The organism is Solwaraspora sp. WMMD1047 (assembly GCF_029626155.1).
Taxonomy (GTDB): domain Bacteria; phylum Actinomycetota; class Actinomycetes; order Mycobacteriales; family Micromonosporaceae; genus WMMD1047.
This window is the reverse complement of record NZ_JARUBL010000001.1, coordinates 5,147,958-5,164,630: the sequence shown is the minus strand read 5'-3', so window position 1 is coordinate 5,164,630 and position 16,673 is coordinate 5,147,958. Positions and strand designations below refer to the sequence as shown.

The window sequence follows — 16,673 nt, the reverse complement described above, 5'->3', positions numbered from 1 at the left end:
GGGTGATGCGGGCACGGGACTGGACCAGGCCGGTGCCACCGGTGCGCCGGGAGGTGCTGGCGGCCCTTCCGGAGGACGACCAGGGGCGGCCGCCGCTGCTCTTCGTCCCCGGCTTCGGCCATGGGGCCTGGGTCTTCGCCGAGCACTGGCTGGAGCACACCGCCGGGCGCGGCTTCCCGGCGTACGCGATGAGCCTGCGCGGGCACGGCCGCAGCGGCACGGCGCCGGGCGCGACGCTGCGCGCGTACGCCCATGATGTGGTCCAGGTGGCGGCGGGCCTGCCGCGGCAGGCGGTGCTGGTGGGGCACGGAGCCGGCGCGCTGGTGGTCGCACACGCGATGGCGCGGTACCCGGCCCGGGCCGGGGTGATGGTCGCGCCGGTGTTCGGCGGCTGGTCGACGCTCGGGGTGGCGTTGCGGCGCAACCCGGTCGGCACGCTGCCGGCGGTCGTCGGCGCGCCGCTGCGGCTGACCGGCGGGCAGCTGTTCAGCCGGGAGGTGCCGGTCGAGACGGCACGCGGGTACGCCGGCCGGCTGGGTGGGGCCGCACCCCGGGCGCAGTGGCAGCTGCTGGTCCACCGGGCGCCGGAACCGGCGGTCGGTGAGCCGCCGATGCTGGTGCTGGGCAGCCCGGACGACCGGGTGGTGTCGCCGGCCACGCTGAACCGGGCGGCCCGCCGGTACGACGCCGCACCGCTGCTGTTTCCGGGCATGGGCCACGACATGATGCTCGACGCCCGGTGGGCCGAGCCGATCGACGCGATCCTGGAGTGGCTGAGCAAGGAGACCGCGGCCTGACCGGCACCGGCGCCGCGGCCCGGGCCGGTTCGGCCCGGGCCGGTCGCGCCGGCTCGGTGGCTCGTCCGGTTCAGCGGTCGGTCAGGCGGTGGCCAGCCGGGTGGTCAGCTCCCCGGTCTGGTCGAGGGCGCTCAGGTAGGAGCGCGCCCAGGCGCGGATGTCGTGGGTGCGCAGATGGTCCCGCATCGCCCGCATCCGTTCGACGGTGTCGGTCGGGGTGGCCTGCAGGGCGTGCATCAGGGTCAGCTTGAGCCCTTCCAGATCGTGTGGGTTGACCAGGAACGCCTGGGTGAACTCGGCGGCGGCCCCGGCGAACTCGCTGAGCAGCAGCGCGCCCGAGTCGTCGACCCGGGCGGCGACGTACTCCTTGGCGACCAGGTTCATGCCGTCGCGCAGCGGCGTGACCGCCATGATGTCGGCGATCCGGTAGAGGGCGGCCAGCTCGGCCCGGTCGAACGGCTGGGTGAGGTAGTGGATGGCCGGCTCGCCGACCCGGCCGAACTCGCCGTTGATCCGGCCGACCTCGCGTTCGACCCGCTCACGCAGGATCTGGTACTGCTCGACCCGCTCCCGGCTGGGCACCGCCACCTGGACCATCACCGTGTCCCGGACCTTCACGTGCCCGGTGGCGATCAGCTCGCTGTACGCCTTGAGTCGCTGCTCGATGCCCTTGGTGTAGTCCATCCGGTCGACGCTGAGGATGACGTGCTGCGGGTCGCCGAGGTCGGCCCGGAGCCGGGCGGCCCGGCGGACCACGTCGGGGCGGCCGGCGAGCGCCTCCATCTCGGTCATGTCGATCGAGACCGGGAAGGCGCCGATCCGGACCACCCGGTTCTCGACCGCGACCCGCCGGTCGGTGGCGGGCAGGTGGAGCACCTTGGTGGCGAGCTGGGCGAAGTTGTGCGCCGCCTGGGCCCGCTGGAAGCCGACCAGGTCCGCGCCGAGCATGCCGAGCAGCAGTTCGGCCCGGCGGGGTAGCTGCATGAACAGCTCCGGCGGCGGGAACGGCACGTGCAGGAAGAAGCCGATCCGCAGGTCGGGGCGGAGCGCGCGGAGCATGCCGGGCACCAGGTGCAGGTGGTAGTCCTGTACCCAGACCAGCGCGCCGGGCTCGGCGGCGGCCGCCGCGGCCTCGGCGAACCGCTGGTTGACCCGCTGGTACGCGTCCCACCAGCGGCGGTGGTAGACCGGCTGCTCGACGGCGTCGTGGTACAGCGGCCAGAGGGTCGCGTTGGCGAACCCCTCGTAGTGGTCGCGGATGTCCTCGCGGCTCAGCGGGACGGTGTGCATCCGCACTCCGTCGATGTCGGGCAACGCGGGTGCCGGGCCGGTGCCTCCGGCCCAGCCGACCCAGGTGGCCGGGGTGTGTTGGAGCAGCGGGTGCAGGGCACTGACCAGGCCACCAGGGCTACGGCGCCATTCGCAGGCGCCGTCCGGGGCCACGCTGTCGTCGACCGGCAGCCGATTGGCTACCACCACGAGGGAACTTTGTCGCAATTCGGGCACCTCGTTTCGGGGCGAGGCGACCACCGCGAGGATCGATACATCGGCAGTCGTGAGGAGTGGTGAGGGGAACGTAACCTACCGCAGTATTCCTACTGACGTGAAGTTACACCGGTGTTACACCCCGCCCACAGGCGCCGGTGAATCTCGCGATCTGGACGCTACGGGTCAGATCCGCGCTAGACCACCGCGCCGTCGTCCGGATCGTCGTCCTCCTCGTCGCCGGGCCGCAACCGCCAGATCAGGGTCACGAAGCCGGCCAGGATGCCGGTGAAGCCGACCATCGTCGCGAGGCCGCGCTCGACCGGCAGCAGCGACGGGAAGAGGAAGAGGGCGAAGCCGAAGGTGATGGCGAGCACACCGACCACCGCGAACTTCGAGATCCGGGGGAGCGGGGGCGGCGGCGGGGGGATGTAGCGGTCCTCGGGTCCGTCGGGCAGCTCCGCGCCGAAGGTGTCCAACCCGTCCAGCAGCGAGCCGTCGCCGGTGCGGTGCCCGACGGAGATGCCGGAGATGTCGGCCGCGTACGGCAGCTTCCGGCCGGCGGGCGGCGGTGGGCCGGTCACCTCCGGACCGGGCCGGGGGGCGCCGGTCGGGTCGTCGGTCGGCGCGGGGTCGCCGGTGCCGTCCGCCCCGAAGCCCGGGCTGCCGGCCGGGTCGACATCCTCGGCGGCCGGCCAGGGCCGGTGGTCCGGGGCGCTGTGGTGGTAGCCGGCGACGATCCGGGCCCACTCCGCCTCGACGTCCGGGTCGGGGCCGTCCAGCTGCCGGCCGGGCCCCTCCTCGGCGAGTTGGGTGAGATAGTCCCGCGCGGTGGCCAGGTGGCTGCGGTCGACGTAGAGCCGGTCGGTCGGCCGGGCCGGGACGGTGGTGGTCCGGGTGACCGGGTTCAGGTCGGCCGACGGCTGCAGATAGGCGGCGATCCCGCCCGCGGCAAGCACGTCGAGCAGGTGTTCCCCGACCCGGGGGTCGACGTCGCCCGCGACGGCGTACTCCGTCGCGTCGAGCCCGTTGTCCCGCCGCCCGCGGCGGGCGCCGCCCGCTGACACTCGACACCCTCCCTCACCGGCGCGACCGCGCGCCACCCCCGAGTCCGCCGCGCCGACCCGCGCGTCGTGCACTGAATCGTGACACGTCGCGGCCCGGTTCCGGGAGTGCGTTGTGGTGTGCCGTCCGTCCTTCGTAGGCTCATGGTCGTCAGTTCCGCCGACCGCCCGCGCTCGACAGACGCCGCGCGACAAGCGTGGCGGCGGGAGCGCCCGGCGGGCGTGGGGGACGTTGGCGCTCGGAAGGGACAGCGGTGCTGTACTGGCTGATCAAGTACCTCCTCCTCGGACCCTGGCTGAGATTGATCTTCAGGCCGCAGGTCGAGGGGGGAGGTTACGTGCCCGATCGCGGTCCGGCGATCCTGGCCAGCAACCACCTCTCCTTCTCCGACTCGATCTTCATGCCGCTGATGGTCAAGCGCAAAGTGACTTTCGTGGCCAAAGCCGAGTATTTCACCGGCAAGGGCATCAAAGGCTGGCTGATCAAGATGTTCTTCGTCGGCACCGGAACGATCCCGGTGGACCGGTCCGGCGGCCGGGCCGCCCAGGCCGCGCTCGACACCCAACTTGAGGTCCTCCGGGCCGGCAACCTCGCCGGCATCTACCCGGAGGGGACCCGGTCCCCGGACGGTCGGCTCTACCGCGGCAAGACCGGCGTCGCGCGGCTCGCCCTGGAGAGCGGCGCCCCCGTCATCCCGGTCGTGATGCTCAACGCCGACGAGATCCAGCCACCGGGCAAGCTGATTCCCAAGATCGAACGGGTCCGGATCAGGTTCGGCGCCCCGCTGGACTTCTCCCGGTACGCCGGGATGGCCGGCGACCGGTTCGTCGAGCGGGCCATCACCGACGAGATCATGTACGAGCTGATGGAGCTCTCCGGCCGCGAGTACGTCGACATCTACGCGCAGAAGCTCAAGACCGCTCCACCCCGGTCGGCCGCCGGACCGGACCCGGCCACCACCGCACTGGCCGCGTAGCCGGCGCGGCGCCCGTGCTGCGGACCCGGCCGGGCCGGCCGTCAGGCGGTCGCGTCGGGCAGGCCGGCGGGCGGGTCTGGTCGCTCGCGGTCGGCGAGCCGGAGCAGGCCCGGGGCGCGGTTGCGCAACGCGAACTCGCGTACCTCGCCGAGCAGCTCCTCGGCGCCGGCCTCGTCGTCGGCCCGGCGCAGTGCCCCGGCGGCCAGCGCCAACGCCACCATCCGGTCGGTGTGGTCCGGAATCTGGGCGTACACCCTCGCCGCCGCCTGATGCCGCGCGGCCGCCTCGTCGTGCCGCCCCTCGGCGTCGGCGATCGCCGCGGTCACCGTGTGCCGGGCCGCCCGGCCCCAGGCGGTGAGGTGACCGGGCCGGTCGAGCATCTCGTGCACCAGCAGGGCGGTCGGCCGGTCGCACAGCGCCGCGGCGCAGGCCGCCGCGGCGCTCCACTCGCCGCTGATCAGCGCGGGGACCGCCCGCTGCGCGCCGGCCAGCTCGGCCAGCAGGCCGGCGGCCTCCGCCCGGCGGCCCTGCAGGGCCCGGACCAGCGCACCCATCCCGAGGGCCGTCCAGTGCATCCGATGGAAGCCGCTGCCGCGCGCCATCGTCAGCAGGTCGGTGATGTCGTCGGACTCCGGCGGGCCGGGCACCGGTTCGCCCCGCAGCACCCGCAGCGCCGACCGCAGACCGCGCACCTGCAGATCCCAGCGGCCCGCCGACGAGGCGACGAACCCGTCGGCGGCGGCCAGCAGCCGGTCGAAGTCGCCGGTGTAGTAGGCGATCATCAAATCCCGGGAGACCCCAGTGTCGAGGTTGTGGCCGCCCTGCACATCGTCGTTCGCCTCGGCCAGCAGCGCGTTGGACCGCACCCAGTCGCCCTCCTCCAGCACGGCGGCGGCCAGGTTGCGCAGCCCCCGGCGGAGCGCGAGCAGCCGCTTGCCGCGGCACAGCTGGAGCACCGTCTCCAGTTCGTCGAGGCCGGCCCGGTCGCCGGACTGGTAGCGGGCGATGCCGATGGTGATCTGGGCGTTGGTCCGGACCTCGACCAGGCCGAGCCGGCCGGCGATCTCGGCGGCCCTCCCGGCGGCGTCGATCGCCGGGGTGTCCTCGAAGTTGAGCATGTAGAGCCGGCCCAGTTCGGCGTAGGCGTCGGCCTTCTCCGGGCTGTCCGGCTGGTCGGCGAAGAGCTCCACCGCCCGGTCCAGGTGCGCCAGCGCGGTGGTCCGGTCGGCCCGCAGCCAGGCGGCCTGGCCCAGCAGCGTCCAGGCCCGGGCGGCGTGGCCCAGCTCGGCCCGGTCGTAGAGCTGCTCGGCGAGCTTGGTCAGTAGCTCGGTGCCGCCGTGCGACAGGAACGCGTCGTGGTCGCGGTAGAAGGCGACCTCGGCGCTGAACAGCTCCAGCCGGAACCGCTCCCGGCTGTCGGTCTCCACCCCGTCGCGGAACAGCGTCAGCGCCCGGCTGACGTGGCCGGCCGCCGGCTCCAGGGCGTGCAGCGCGTACGCCCGCCGGGCCGCGCGCAGCAGCGCCTCGCGGGCGGGTGGGGCGTACCGGTCGGTGTCCAGGCCCAGGGTGCGGGCGATCTCGTGGGCGGCCCACCGGTGGTGGGCGAGCACCTCGGCCAGGTCGGTGTCGCGGCTGCCGGAGAGCGCGTCCAGCCAGCCGGCGGTGCGTTCGTGCCGGGCCACCCGTTCGGTGCGCGGCAGCCGCTGGTAGCAGACGTCGCGCACCAGCACGTGCCGGAACCGGAACTCCGGCTGCCCGGCCATCGTGGAGGACGACTGCTCGTGCACCAGGTCGCGCTGCTCCAGCCGGCGCAGCGCCCGCTCGACCGACTCGACCGGCACGCCGAGGGCGGCGGCCACCGCGCCCGGCCAGAACTGCATGCCGACCACCGAGGCGGCCAGCAGCACCGACCGGTCGTCCGGATCGAGCAGGTCGACCCGGTTGGCGATGACCGAGTGGACGCTGTCGGGCATCGGCAGGTCGCCGCGCTGCTCCAGCGACCAGCCCTGCCCGGACTGGCGCAGCGCGCCCTGCTCGACGAGCATCCGGACGTACTCGTGGGCGTAGAGCGGATTGCCGTCGGCCACCTCCACCAGCGGGCCGAGCATGGCGGTCGGGAACGCCGCCGGGCCGAACATGTGCGCGTACAGCGCGGCGATGCCGCTGTCGCGCAGCGGCGGCAGGGTGATCGTCAGCGACCCGTTGATGGTCCCGGCCCAGCTCGGATCCCGGGTGACCAGCTCCGGCCGGGCGGTGCAGAGCAGTAGCAGCGGTACGTCCCGGGCGGCGGCGCCGAGCAGTTCGACGAAGCGCAGCATCGCCTCGTCGGCCCAGTGCAGATCCTCGAAGACCAGCACCGTCGGCCGCCGTGCGGCCAGCGTGAGCAGGAACCGCCGCCACGCCGACTCGGTCTCCTCGGCCGGCAGGTTCGCCCCCGGCAGGCCGATCAGTGGACGCAATGCGTCGGTGATCCGGTCGGCCCGGCCCGGGGAGAACAACTCCTCGACGGCCGCCTTCAGCCGGGCGGCCGCCGCGGCGGCCGGGTCGGTGTCCAGAATGCCCGCCTCGGCCTTCACGATGTCGGCCAAGGCGGCGAAGGTGACGTTCTCACCGAACGGCGGGCACCGGCCGACGCGCCAGGTCAGCGGCTCGTCGACCACCTCACCGGTGTGCCGGGACAGCTCCCGGACCAGCCGGCTCTTGCCGATGCCGGCCCGGCCGAGCACGGTCACCACCTGCGGCACCCGGTCCCGGGTGGACCGGTGCAGCGCGTTGACCAGCAGACCGAGCTCGTGCTCCCGATCGATCATCGGGGCGGTGTCGACCTCCCGGTCCGGGGCCCCCGGGCTGACCGGGGCCACCGCCAGCCACACCTCGGTCGGGGCGGAACGACCCCGCAGCATCACCGGCGGATGCTGGCGGTACTCGATCGCGTCCCGGGTGAGCTGGTGGGTGGTGCCGCAGACCAGCACCCCGCCGGGGGGTGCCACGGACTGCATCCGGGCCGCGGTGTTCACCACGTCACCGGCCACGATGGCCTGTCCACCGTCGCGCGCCGCCGCGACGTCAACCAGCGCCTCGCCGGTGGCCAGGCCGACCCGGAAGCGCAACCCGTCGGCGCCGGTCGGGGCGAACCGGGTCAGCACGCGCTGCAGTTCGAGACCGGCCCGCACACAGCGCAACGCGTCGGTCTCGGTCGCCACCGGCGCGCCGAACAGCGCCATCACCGCGTCGCCGATGTACTTCTCGACCACCCCGCCGTACTGGCCGACCACCCGGCGGGCGGCGGAGAAGAAGCCGGTCTGCATACCCCGGACCAGTTCCGGATCGGCCCGCTCGACATATGGCGTGAAGTCGATCAGGTCGATGAACAGCACGCTGACCCGGCGACGGTCCTCGTGGCTCGGGGTGGCGGCCCGTACCCGGCCAGCGGGTCTGGGCGTTCCGCAACCGGTGCAGAACGCCACGCCGGCCGCGAGCGGGCGGCCGCAATTCAGGCAGGCGGGTGTCAGCTCGGTCCCGCAGCCACCGCAGAAGCGGTCGTCGGTGGCGGCGGTCCGGCCGCACTTGACGCACGGAGCGGAGATGCCGTCCTCCTGTACCAGTCGATCGGACCTGCTGGCCGGGCCGGTGCCACGGGCCAGTGCCGTACGGTTCGACGGCCCGTCCCGGGGGGAGCCGTGCCGGCCGCCACTGCCGAGTATCGTCGCCCGGCGCCACTGTCGGGAACCGGGCAGTTGGCTAGAGGACAGCCTTTGAGCGGACGAATCGTCGACCACGGCAACTACAGTCGGACCGCAACATTCGATCACTACCTAAGGAGATGCGTCGATGGTTGACGTACGGCTGGAGCGGGAGTGGACCGACGCCGACGGGGTCGGACACTCCGCGGGGGACACGGTCGACGTGGACGCGGCCACCCTGGCCGACCTGCAGGCCCAGGGGATCGTGGGTGGCGAGAAGACCGACTGGGTCGGCGCGACCGGAGGCAAGGAAGGCACCGACTGGGTCGGCGCCACCGGCAACCCGACCTGACCGGGTCAGGTTGCCCGCTACGCCAGTTGGCCCGCACACCCCGGGTGTGCGGGCCAACTGCTGTCCACGGTCGTCCGAGATTGCCTCATCGATCCGCCATCCCGGCCCGCCGGCGCAGCGCCGAGACGTCGGTGACCACGATCCGGCGGCCCTCGGTACGCAGCCAGCCCCGGCTCGCGAACGAGCCGATGGCCTGGTTGACGCTCTGCCGGGAACCGCCGGCCATCTCGGCGAGCTGGCTCTGGTTGAGTTCGATGGTGATCATCGGGGCCTGGCTCTCCCCGGCCAGCCGGACCAGGGTCTTGGCGACCCGGCCCGGCAGGTCCAGGAAGACGTGGTCGGCGTTCTGCTCGGTGAGCCGCCGGATCAGCCCACCCAGCGAGCGCATCACGGCGTCGAGGATGCGCGGGTTGGAGTGCACCAACTCCATGAAGGCCCCTCGCGACAGGGCCAGCGCGGTGCAGTCCTCGATCGCCTCGGCCGAGGCGGACCGGGTCGAGGCGTCCAGCAGGGAGACCTCGCCGAGCACGTCGGGCGGACGGATCACCGACAGCACGGCGCGTTCCCCGGTGGGGGCGGTCCGGAACACCGCGACCGCGCCCCGGCGGAGCACGATCAACGACTCGCCGGGGTCGTTCTCGACGAACAGCAGTTGACCTTTGCGGTAGGTGCGGGGCACCGCGGCGGCGATCACCCGCTGGCGCACCTCGGGCTCGAGGCCGGCGAACATCTCCACACCGGTGAGAGCGTCCCCCGGCTCAGGCAGGCGACCCTCCAAGGCTCAACCCCTCCCCGGTTAGAAACACGTTCTGAACCTGGCCGACCTCGGATCGTGCAAGGACCAAGGCGAATGGACACCGGATTTCCCGTCCGGTAGCGGTACACATCAGATCATGACGGTCGTGTCGCGTGCTGTACACCCCTCGAATCACTTCTGTGACAGTACGGCTGACCGGCCGGCGCCATTCTTGTACCAGATCCGCTACTGGGTGGGGACCGTACGGGGGAGTGGCGGGTCTGGGGTCGCGGGGCGCCGCGGCAGGCTGGGGAGAGCGGTGCTCGCCGGGCCGCCCGGCCTGCCGTGGCGGGGCCCCGGACAGCGGAACCCCGTCGGATCCGGCGGGGCGGGGGTGCCCCGATGACCGCGACCGCAGTGCGGTGGGCGAGGATGCCGGGGATGGTGTACCGCTACTTCTACGACTGCGAATTCATCGAGGACGGCCGGATCATCGACCTGGTGTCGATCGGCGTCGTCGATGAGTACGGCCGCGAGTTCTACGCCGTCTCCACCCAGTTCGATCCGACCCGGGCGGTGCCCTGGGTCCGCCGCAACGTGCTCGACCGGCTGCCGTCGCCGGGCGACCCCGCGTGGCGCTCCCGGGAGCGGATCCGAGACGACCTCTACGAGTTCCTGCTCGAACCGGTGCGGGACCGGCCGGGGGAGCGGCTCGACCTCTGGGCCTGGTACGCGGCGTACGACCATGTGGCGCTCGCCCAGCTCTGGGGGGCGATGCCGGCGCTGCCCCGGGAGATTCCCCGGTTCACCAAGGACCTGCGCCAGCTCTGGGACGACCAGGGGCGCCCGCCGCTGCCGTCGTCGGCCGACCGGCACGACGCCCTGGTCGACGCCCGGCACAATCTGGCCCGGTGGCGGATCATGGCCGCTCGCGCCGACCTCGACGCCCCGTCCTGACCGCCGCGCCGCGCCCCCCGACGTCCCACCCCGCAGGGCGGTGTGCATCCTCGACCGCGGCGCCGACTACAGTGCGCAATGACGGCCCGCCCCGGGCCGGCAACGACGCCGACGGTCTGACCTGACTTCGACCCTGGGGCTTGACGGGCTTACCTGAGGCTCCAGGAGGATGAGCAGATCATGCGTATCGGCGTGCTCACCGGTGGTGGTGACTGTCCAGGTCTGAACGCGGTGATCCGGGCGGTTGTGCGCAAGGGCGTGGCCACCTACGGTCACGAGTTCGTGGGCTTCCGTGACGGTTGGCGGGGTCCGCTGGAGGGGATGACCAAGACCCTCGGCATCGCCGAGGTGCGGGGCATCCTGCCCCGGGGCGGCACCATCCTCGGCTCCTCCCGGACCAACCCGTTCAAGATCGACGGCGGGGTCGAGCGGATCAAGGACAACCTCGCCGCGCAGGGCGTCGACGCGCTGGTCGCGATCGGCGGCGAGGACACCCTGGGGGTCGCCACCAAGCTGCACGAGCTGGGCGTACAGGTGGTCGGCGTGCCGAAGACCATCGACAACGACCTCGGCGCCACCGACTACACCTTCGGCTTCGACACCGCGGTCAACATCGCGATGGAGGCGATCGACCGGCTGCACACCACGGCGGAGAGCCACCACCGCACCCTGGTGGTCGAGGTGATGGGCCGGCACGCGGGCTGGATCGCCCTGCACGCCGGGCTGGCCGGTGGCGCCAACGTGATCCTGCTGCCGGAGCGGGAGTTCGACGTGGACCAGGTCGCCACCTACGTCGAGGAGCGCTTCAAGAAGCAGTACGCCCCGATCGTCGTGGTCGCCGAGGGCGCCCACCCGATGGAGGGCCAGATGGTCCTGCACAACCAGGAGCTGGACGCCTTCGGTCACGTCCGGCTGGGCGGCATCGGCCAGTGGCTGGCCGGGCAGTTGGAGGCCAAGACCGGCAAGGAGGCCCGCACCGTCGTGCTCGGGCACATCCAGCGCGGCGGCACCCCGACCGCGTTCGACCGGGTGCTGGCGACCCGGCTCGGCCTGCACGCCATCGACGCGGCGCACGAGGGCGACTGGGGCAAGATGGTGGCCATGCAGGGCACCGACATCGTCCGGGTGCCGCTCGCCGAGGCGACCCGCGAGCTCAAGACCGTTCCGCTGGAGCGCTACACCGAGGCCGAGGTCTTCTTCGGCAGCTGAGCGCGAACCGCCCGGCCCGGGGCCGGACCCGCCGACCGGCGAGGTCCGGTCCCGGGGACCGCGCGGACGGTGGGGCCTCGGCCCAGGCCGGGCGGACAGCAGGGCGGACAGCAGGTCCGGTCGGCAGCAGGCCGTCCGGGAACGACGTTTGGGCGGGAAGACACTCGACCGGGAAGTCGCTCGGGGCGGGTGGAACCGGAGGAGGCAGGATGGCGCCGGGGGCGCACACGGTCGCGGTGGTCGGTGCCGGCAAGATCGGTGAGCTGATGCTCTCCGGGCTGCTGCGGGCCGGCTGGCCGGTGGAGAAGCTGCTCGCCACGACCCGCCGGCCGGCCCGGCGTGAGGAGCTGGCCACCCGGTACGGCGTCCGGGTGGTGGACAACCTGACCGCGGTGACCGAGGCGGACGTGCTGGCGATCTCGGTGAAGCCGCAGGACGCCGCGGTGCTGCTCGACGAGATCGGGCCGAAGGTGCCGGGGGACAAGCTGGTGATCTCGCTCTGTGCCGGCCTGCCGACCGGGTTCTTCAACCGGCGGCTGCCCGAGGGCACCCCGGTGGTCCGGGTGATGACGAACACGCCGGCGCTGGTGGACCAGGCGATGACGGCGATCTCCGCGGGGCCGCACGCCACCGCCGGGCACCTGGCGCTGGCCGAGGAGATGTTCAGCCCGCTCGGCGCCACCATCCGGGTACCGGAGTCGCAGCAGGACGCCGTCACCGCCCTCTCCGGTTCCGGGCCCGCCTACTTCTATCTGCTGGTCGAGGCGATGGTCGACGCGGGCATCCTGCTCGGGCTGCCCCGGCAGGTGGCGCACGAGCTGATCGTGCAGACGGCCATCGGGTCGGCGGTGATGCTCCGCGACTCCGGCGAGCACCCGGTCAAGCTGCGCGAGGCCGTCACCTCACCGGCCGGCACGACGATCTCGGCGATCCGGGAGCTGGAGAACCACGGGGTACGCGCCGCGCTGCTGGCCGCGCTGGAGGCCGCCCGGGACCGGGCCCGGCAGATCGCCGACCAGAGCGGCTGACGGCCGGTAACGGGACCGCACACGGGCGGCAACCTGGCCGACCCGGCGATGGCCCATACTGGCGGGCGTGTTCACCCTTGCCCAGGCCCGCCACATGGTCGCCACGCTGCGCCCCCTGATCGACGAGCTGATCACGCTGCGCGCCGACCTCGCCGAACTGACCGTCGAGATGGCCGGCGGTCCGACCCGGTCGGGCGGTCTACCCGAGATCAAGGCGTTGGAGGCGCGGATCCACGGCCTGGTCGACGAGTTCCGGGGGCACGGCATCCAGGTCAAGGGGATCGCTCCGGTGCTGCTCGACTTCGCCGGGGTGCGCGACGACCGGCCGGTGCTCTGGTGCTGGTTGGAGGGGGACACCGACATCCGGTGGTACCACCGGATCGAGTGCGGCTTCGCCGGCCGCCGCCGGATCTGACCGCCGCCGGAGCCGGCCCATGATCCTGACGCACCCAGCCGTGCTGACCGGCCATTCTCGACGGCTCATGGCGCCACGATCGCCCGGCCCGCGGCGCCCGGCCCGCAGCGCCCGACGCCCGGCCCGCAGCGCCCGACGCCCGGCCCGCCAAGCCGGGCGGCGGCCGGGTCGCGTCAGGCCGGGCCGGGCCGGGTCCACTTCGCGAACGGATCGACCGGCTGATCCCAGACGGCGAAGACCACCAGGTTGTCGCGGTAGTGCCGGCTGCGCCCGTCGAACTCCCCGTCGCAGGTGACCAGGCGCAGTTCCGGGCCAGGGGTGGGGCCGTAGACGGCGGCGGTGGGGAACCGGTCCTTGGCGTGTCGACTCGCGGCCACCACCCGGAACGGTAGCCACCGGTCGTCCCGCCGTACCTCGATCCGGTCGCCCGGTCGTAGCTCGGGCAGCCGGTGGAAGACGGCCGGCCCGGTCCGGGAGTCGACGTGACCGGCGATCACCGCCGGTCCGGTATCGCCGGGTGCCACGCCCCCGCCGAACCAGCCGGCCCGGTCGAAGTCGGCCGGCGCCGCGAGCCGCCCGTCCCGCTCCAGTCCGAGCACGACCAGGGGCGAGTCGACGCCGATCCGGGTGATCCGGATCCGGGTCGGCGGCCCGGCCGTCGCCTCTGGCCGCCCGGCCGTCGCCTCTGGCCGCCCCGTCGAGGCCGCCTTCGACGGACAGCCGTCCCCGGCGCAGGGGTCGAGCCAGACCGGCGCCGGCGCGCCCGGCCGGGTCGCGGCGACGGCGAGCCCGGTTCCGGCCGCGGCCCAGACCACCAGCCCGGCACCGGTCAGCAGTCCGCGCCGGGTGAGGCCACCATCGGCGGCCGCACCGGCCGCACCGGCGGCCATGGTCAGGGACTCCGGCGGGCCCGTCGGCGGACCGGCCCGACCAGGGCGGCCGCCGCAGCCCCGGCGACCAGGATGGCGGCCACCGCACCGGTGGGCAGGGCGCCGGTCGCGGGCAGCCCGTCCGCGGGGGCGTCGGCGCCGGTCGGACCGCTCGCCGCCGCGCTCAGGCCGCCGCCGCCGGTGTCCACCCCACCGGCCGGTACGACGGCACCGCCCCGCGCATCGACCCGCAGCTGTGTGGTGAGCCCGCCGCGTTCGTCGTCGAGCACCAGCAACGAATAGACGTTCCCGCCTGCCAGGGTGACCTCGGTGGTGGTCGGGGTGGCACCGGGTGGCGCCAGCCGCAGGGTCCAGGTGCCCGGCACCACCTGCTCGTACCGGGTGGTGGTGGCGAACTCGACGCCGCTGGCGATCTCCGGGCCGCCCGCGGCGGCCACGTCGATCACCGGCGCCCGGACCGACGCCTGCACCACCCGGACCTTGGCCCGGCCACCGGCGGGTGCCCGCAGATCGTCCTCGAGCACTCGCAGGCCCAGGTCGGCGTAGCGTCCCACTCCGGCGACGGTGTAGGCGGCACCGGCCGACACCGTCACCTCGGTGGTGAGTACCGGCGGTTCGCTCGCCGGCGCTCCCGCCGTCCGCATCGAGACCGCGTACCGGCCGGCGGGCAGCGGCAGGTAGTCGGAGAGCGCTCCGTAGCCGACGGCGGGGAAGACCTGCGGCTTGTTCGGGTTGGTGGTGCCGGCCAGGTAGACGTCGACCGCCGGGGTGTCCGGCGACAGGTGGGCCAGCCGCACGTAGCCGACCGCCGCGCCGGCGGCCGGCGTGGCGGTGGTCGCGGTCAGGCCGACGCCGAGCAGGGCCGCGCCGGCCAGCGCCGCGACTCGGCGTAGCGCGCGGATCAGTGGTGCTGGCGGGGTCATCGCTGCTCCCTGGGGGGACGGGTGGTGGCGGCCGGTCCGGTCGGCGGTACGCCGGGCGCGGCCGGGATGGTCGCGTTCGCCGGGGCGGTACGGGTCCGAGCCCGGCCAGGACGCCGGCCGGGACAGCGTGGCCGGTCGCCCGGGGCGCTCGGGCGGGCGTGGCTTCGGCGGTGCGGACTGGTTACAGAGGCTCATGGCATCCGGTGGTTTCTGCCGGGCCGCCGGCAAGCGGGCGTCGGGTCGTACATGGTTCCCCCTGCTCACCGCGCCGTTGTCTCGGGATTGCCGTTCATGGTCAGAGTCCCGTTGATCGGACTCTTCCGCAAGTCCTGTACTCAAGGTGACTCAATCGTTACTTAGAGAGAGTTAGGGTCGTCGATTCCGTGGGCTGCGCCGATCCCTGCCGGTAGATCGAGAAATGGACATCTTGACTAATCGGTAACCGGGTGAGTAGCGTCTCACTAGCTTTTTGGAAAGTTTCCTAACTGTTTGGGGAGACGCCACATGAAGAGATCCCTCCGCCTGGCGCTCTGCGCCGGGGTGGCGGTCGCGGCCGCGGTCGCCGTCGTACCGATGACCTCGGCGTTCGGTGCCGGAAATGTCACCACCACCTTCACCGCCAGCTCCGACTGGGGCAGCGGACACGAGGTCCGGGTCACCGTCAGCAACGGAACCGACGCCCCGCTGAACACCTGGCGGGTCGAGTTCGACCTGCCCGCCGGCACCACGATCAGCAGCTTCTGGGACGCCGACGTCACCCGCAGCGGCAACCGCTACACCGCGGTCAAGAAGAGCTGGGCCGGAGCGCTCGCCCCCGGCGCTTCGACCAGCTGGGGCTACATCGGCTCCGGCGCCTACAAGGCGCCGACGAACTGCACGGTGAACGGCGCGTCCTGCGGCGGCGGCAGCACCCCGCCGACCACCGCGCCACCCACCACCGCCCCGCCGACCACCGCGCCGCCCACCACTCCACCCCCGACGACCCCGCCGCCGACCACCCCACCGGGCGGCAAGAAGGTCGTCGGCTACTTCACCCAGTGGGGCGTCTACGGCCGCAACTACCACGTGAAGAACATCCACACCAGCGGGTCCGCGGCCAAGCTGACCCACATCCTGTACGCCTTCGGCAACACCACCGGCGGCCGGTGCACCATCGGCGACTCCTACGCCGACTACGACAAGGCGTACACCGCGGCGGAGAGCGTCGACGGGGTCGGTGACACCTGGGACACCGGCGCGCTGCGGGGTAACTTCAACCAGCTCCGCAAGCTCAAGGCGATGTACCCGCACCTGAAGGTGATCTGGTCGTTCGGCGGCTGGACCTGGTCGGGCGGCTTCACCCAGGCCGCGCGGGACCCGGCGGCGTTCGCCCAGTCCTGCTACAACCTGGTCGAGGACCCGCGCTGGGCCGACGTCTTCGACGGCATCGACATCGACTGGGAGTACCCGAACGCCTGCGGCCTGACCTGCGACGAAAGCGGCCCGAACGCGTTCAAGAACGTGATCTCGGCGCTGCGTACCCGGTTCGGCTCCTCGGCCCTGGTCACCGCCGCGATCACCGCGGACGGCAGCAACGGCGGCAAGATCGACGCCACCGACTACGCCGGGGCGGCCGGCAACCTCAACTGGATCATGCCGATGACCTACGACTACTTCGGCGCCTTCAACCCGCAGGGCCCGACCGCCCCGCACTCGCCGCTCACCTCGTACGCCGGCATCCCGCAGCAGGGCTTCTGGTCCGACGCGGCGATCCAGAAGCTCAAGAGCAAGGGCATCCCCGCCAGCAAGCTGCTGCTCGGCATCGGCTTCTACGGCCGGGGCTGGACCGGCGTCACCCAGACCGGACCGGGCGGCACCGCCACCGGCGCGGCACCGGGCACCTACGAGGCGGGCATCGAGGACTACAAGGTCCTCAAGAACACCTGCCCGGCCACCGGCACCGTCGGCGGCACCGCGTACGCCAAGTGCGGCAACAACTGGTGGAGCTACGACACCCCCGCCACCATCGGCGGCAAGATGTCGTACGCCAACGGCCAGAGCCTCGGCGGGGCGTTCTTCTGGGAGCTGTCCGGTGACACCACCAACGGCGAGTTGATCACCGCCATCAAGAACGGCCTCGGCTGACCCCGAGTGTCGGCGCGGCACCCCACCAGGGCG

14 protein-coding genes are annotated in these 16,673 nt (G+C 73.0%); 8 read left to right on the top strand and 6 right to left on the bottom strand.

Features of this window, described 5'->3' with window-relative positions; all coding sequences use genetic code 11:
- The first annotated feature begins 5 nt into the window (after positions 1–5).
- The gene (locus O7627_RS23345; protein WP_278098401.1) at positions 6–797 is read left to right on the top strand and encodes an alpha/beta fold hydrolase; all 792 of its coding nucleotides are present in this window, start codon (positions 6–8) and stop codon (positions 795–797) included.
- An 81-nt stretch (positions 798–878) separates the two neighbouring features.
- On the opposite strand, the gene O7627_RS23340 is transcribed toward O7627_RS23345, so the two are convergent.
- Entirely contained in the window at positions 879–2,294 is a 1,416-nt protein-coding gene (locus O7627_RS23340; RefSeq protein ID WP_278095623.1) for a trehalose-6-phosphate synthase, read from the bottom strand.
- Between the two features lie 185 nt (positions 2,295–2,479).
- Entirely contained in the window at positions 2,480–3,349 is an 870-nt protein-coding gene (locus tag O7627_RS23335) for a DUF308 domain-containing protein (RefSeq protein WP_278095622.1), read from the bottom strand.
- Between the two features lie 251 nt (positions 3,350–3,600).
- Here O7627_RS23335 and O7627_RS23330 point away from each other — a divergent pair, with 251 nt between their 5' ends.
- On the top strand, positions 3,601–4,323 hold the full coding sequence (locus tag O7627_RS23330) for a lysophospholipid acyltransferase family protein (protein ID WP_278095621.1): 723 nt from the start codon (positions 3,601–3,603) through the stop codon (positions 4,321–4,323).
- A 41-nt stretch (positions 4,324–4,364) separates the two neighbouring features.
- On the opposite strand, the gene O7627_RS23325 is transcribed toward O7627_RS23330, so the two are convergent.
- Entirely contained in the window at positions 4,365–7,910 is a 3,546-nt protein-coding gene (locus O7627_RS23325) for an adenylate/guanylate cyclase domain-containing protein (RefSeq protein WP_278098400.1), read from the bottom strand.
- Positions 7,911–8,154: 244 nt separating this feature from the next.
- Between O7627_RS23325 and O7627_RS23320 the strand changes: the two genes are divergently transcribed.
- Positions 8,155–8,358, top strand: coding sequence for a hypothetical protein (locus tag O7627_RS23320; RefSeq protein WP_278095620.1), 204 nt, complete (start codon positions 8,155–8,157; stop codon positions 8,356–8,358).
- Between the two features lie 85 nt (positions 8,359–8,443).
- On the opposite strand, the gene O7627_RS23315 is transcribed toward O7627_RS23320, so the two are convergent.
- Complete coding sequence (locus tag O7627_RS23315; protein ID WP_278095619.1) at positions 8,444–9,136, bottom strand: Crp/Fnr family transcriptional regulator; 693 nt, start codon at positions 9,134–9,136, stop codon at positions 8,444–8,446.
- Positions 9,137–9,535: 399 nt separating this feature from the next.
- Here O7627_RS23315 and O7627_RS23310 point away from each other — a divergent pair, with 399 nt between their 5' ends.
- From O7627_RS23310 to O7627_RS23295, 4 genes are all read left to right on the top strand, one after another.
- On the top strand, positions 9,536–10,051 hold the full coding sequence (locus tag O7627_RS23310) for a polyadenylate-specific 3'-exoribonuclease AS (protein ID WP_278098399.1): 516 nt from the start codon (positions 9,536–9,538) through the stop codon (positions 10,049–10,051).
- A gap of 180 nt (positions 10,052–10,231) precedes the next feature.
- Positions 10,232–11,260, top strand: coding sequence for a 6-phosphofructokinase (locus O7627_RS23305; protein WP_278095618.1), 1,029 nt, complete (start codon positions 10,232–10,234; stop codon positions 11,258–11,260).
- A 209-nt stretch (positions 11,261–11,469) separates the two neighbouring features.
- Positions 11,470–12,288 carry a pyrroline-5-carboxylate reductase gene (gene proC, locus O7627_RS23300; RefSeq protein WP_278095617.1) on the top strand — a complete coding sequence of 273 codons (819 nt, stop codon included), beginning with the start codon at positions 11,470–11,472 and terminating at the stop codon, positions 12,286–12,288.
- 67 nt (positions 12,289–12,355) lie between these two features.
- Entirely contained in the window at positions 12,356–12,703 is a 348-nt protein-coding gene (locus O7627_RS23295; protein WP_278095616.1) for a DUF2203 domain-containing protein, read from the top strand.
- Positions 12,704–12,876: 173 nt separating this feature from the next.
- Here the strand turns inward: O7627_RS23295 and O7627_RS23290 are convergent, their stop codons facing one another.
- Positions 12,877–13,593 (bottom strand): class F sortase, encoded by a 717-nt coding sequence (locus O7627_RS23290; protein ID WP_278095615.1) that lies wholly within the window; start codon positions 13,591–13,593, stop codon positions 12,877–12,879.
- Between the two features lie 2 nt (positions 13,594–13,595).
- The gene (locus O7627_RS23285) at positions 13,596–14,516 is read right to left on the bottom strand and encodes a DUF4397 domain-containing protein (RefSeq protein WP_278095614.1); all 921 of its coding nucleotides are present in this window, start codon (positions 14,514–14,516) and stop codon (positions 13,596–13,598) included.
- A gap of 504 nt (positions 14,517–15,020) precedes the next feature.
- On the opposite strand from O7627_RS23285, the gene O7627_RS23280 reads away from it, so the two are divergent.
- Positions 15,021–16,640, top strand: a complete 1,620-nt coding sequence (locus tag O7627_RS23280) for a glycosyl hydrolase family 18 protein (RefSeq protein ID WP_278095613.1) — start codon at positions 15,021–15,023, stop codon at positions 16,638–16,640.
- Positions 16,641–16,673: the final 33 nt, after the last annotated feature.

Bases quoted from the DNA above. Each gene is read 5' to 3' on its own strand.
- O7627_RS23345 (WP_278098401.1), top strand. From the start codon at position 6: ATGCGGGCACGGGACTGGACCAGGCCGGTGCCACCGGTGCGCCGGGAG.
- O7627_RS23320 (WP_278095620.1), top strand. From the start codon at position 8,155: ATGGTTGACGTACGGCTGGAGCGGGAGTGGACCGACGCCGACGGGGTC.
- O7627_RS23280 (WP_278095613.1), top strand. From the start codon at position 15,021: ATGAAGAGATCCCTCCGCCTGGCGCTCTGCGCCGGGGTGGCGGTCGCG.
- O7627_RS23305 (WP_278095618.1), top strand. From the start codon at position 10,232: ATGCGTATCGGCGTGCTCACCGGTGGTGGTGACTGTCCAGGTCTGAAC.
- O7627_RS23290 (WP_278095615.1), bottom strand. From the start codon at position 13,593: ATGGCCGCCGGTGCGGCCGGTGCGGCCGCCGATGGTGGCCTCACCCGG.
- O7627_RS23310 (WP_278098399.1), top strand. From the start codon at position 9,536: ATGGTGTACCGCTACTTCTACGACTGCGAATTCATCGAGGACGGCCGG.
- O7627_RS23285 (WP_278095614.1), bottom strand. From the start codon at position 14,516: ATGACCCCGCCAGCACCACTGATCCGCGCGCTACGCCGAGTCGCGGCG.
- proC (WP_278095617.1), top strand. From the start codon at position 11,470: ATGGCGCCGGGGGCGCACACGGTCGCGGTGGTCGGTGCCGGCAAGATC.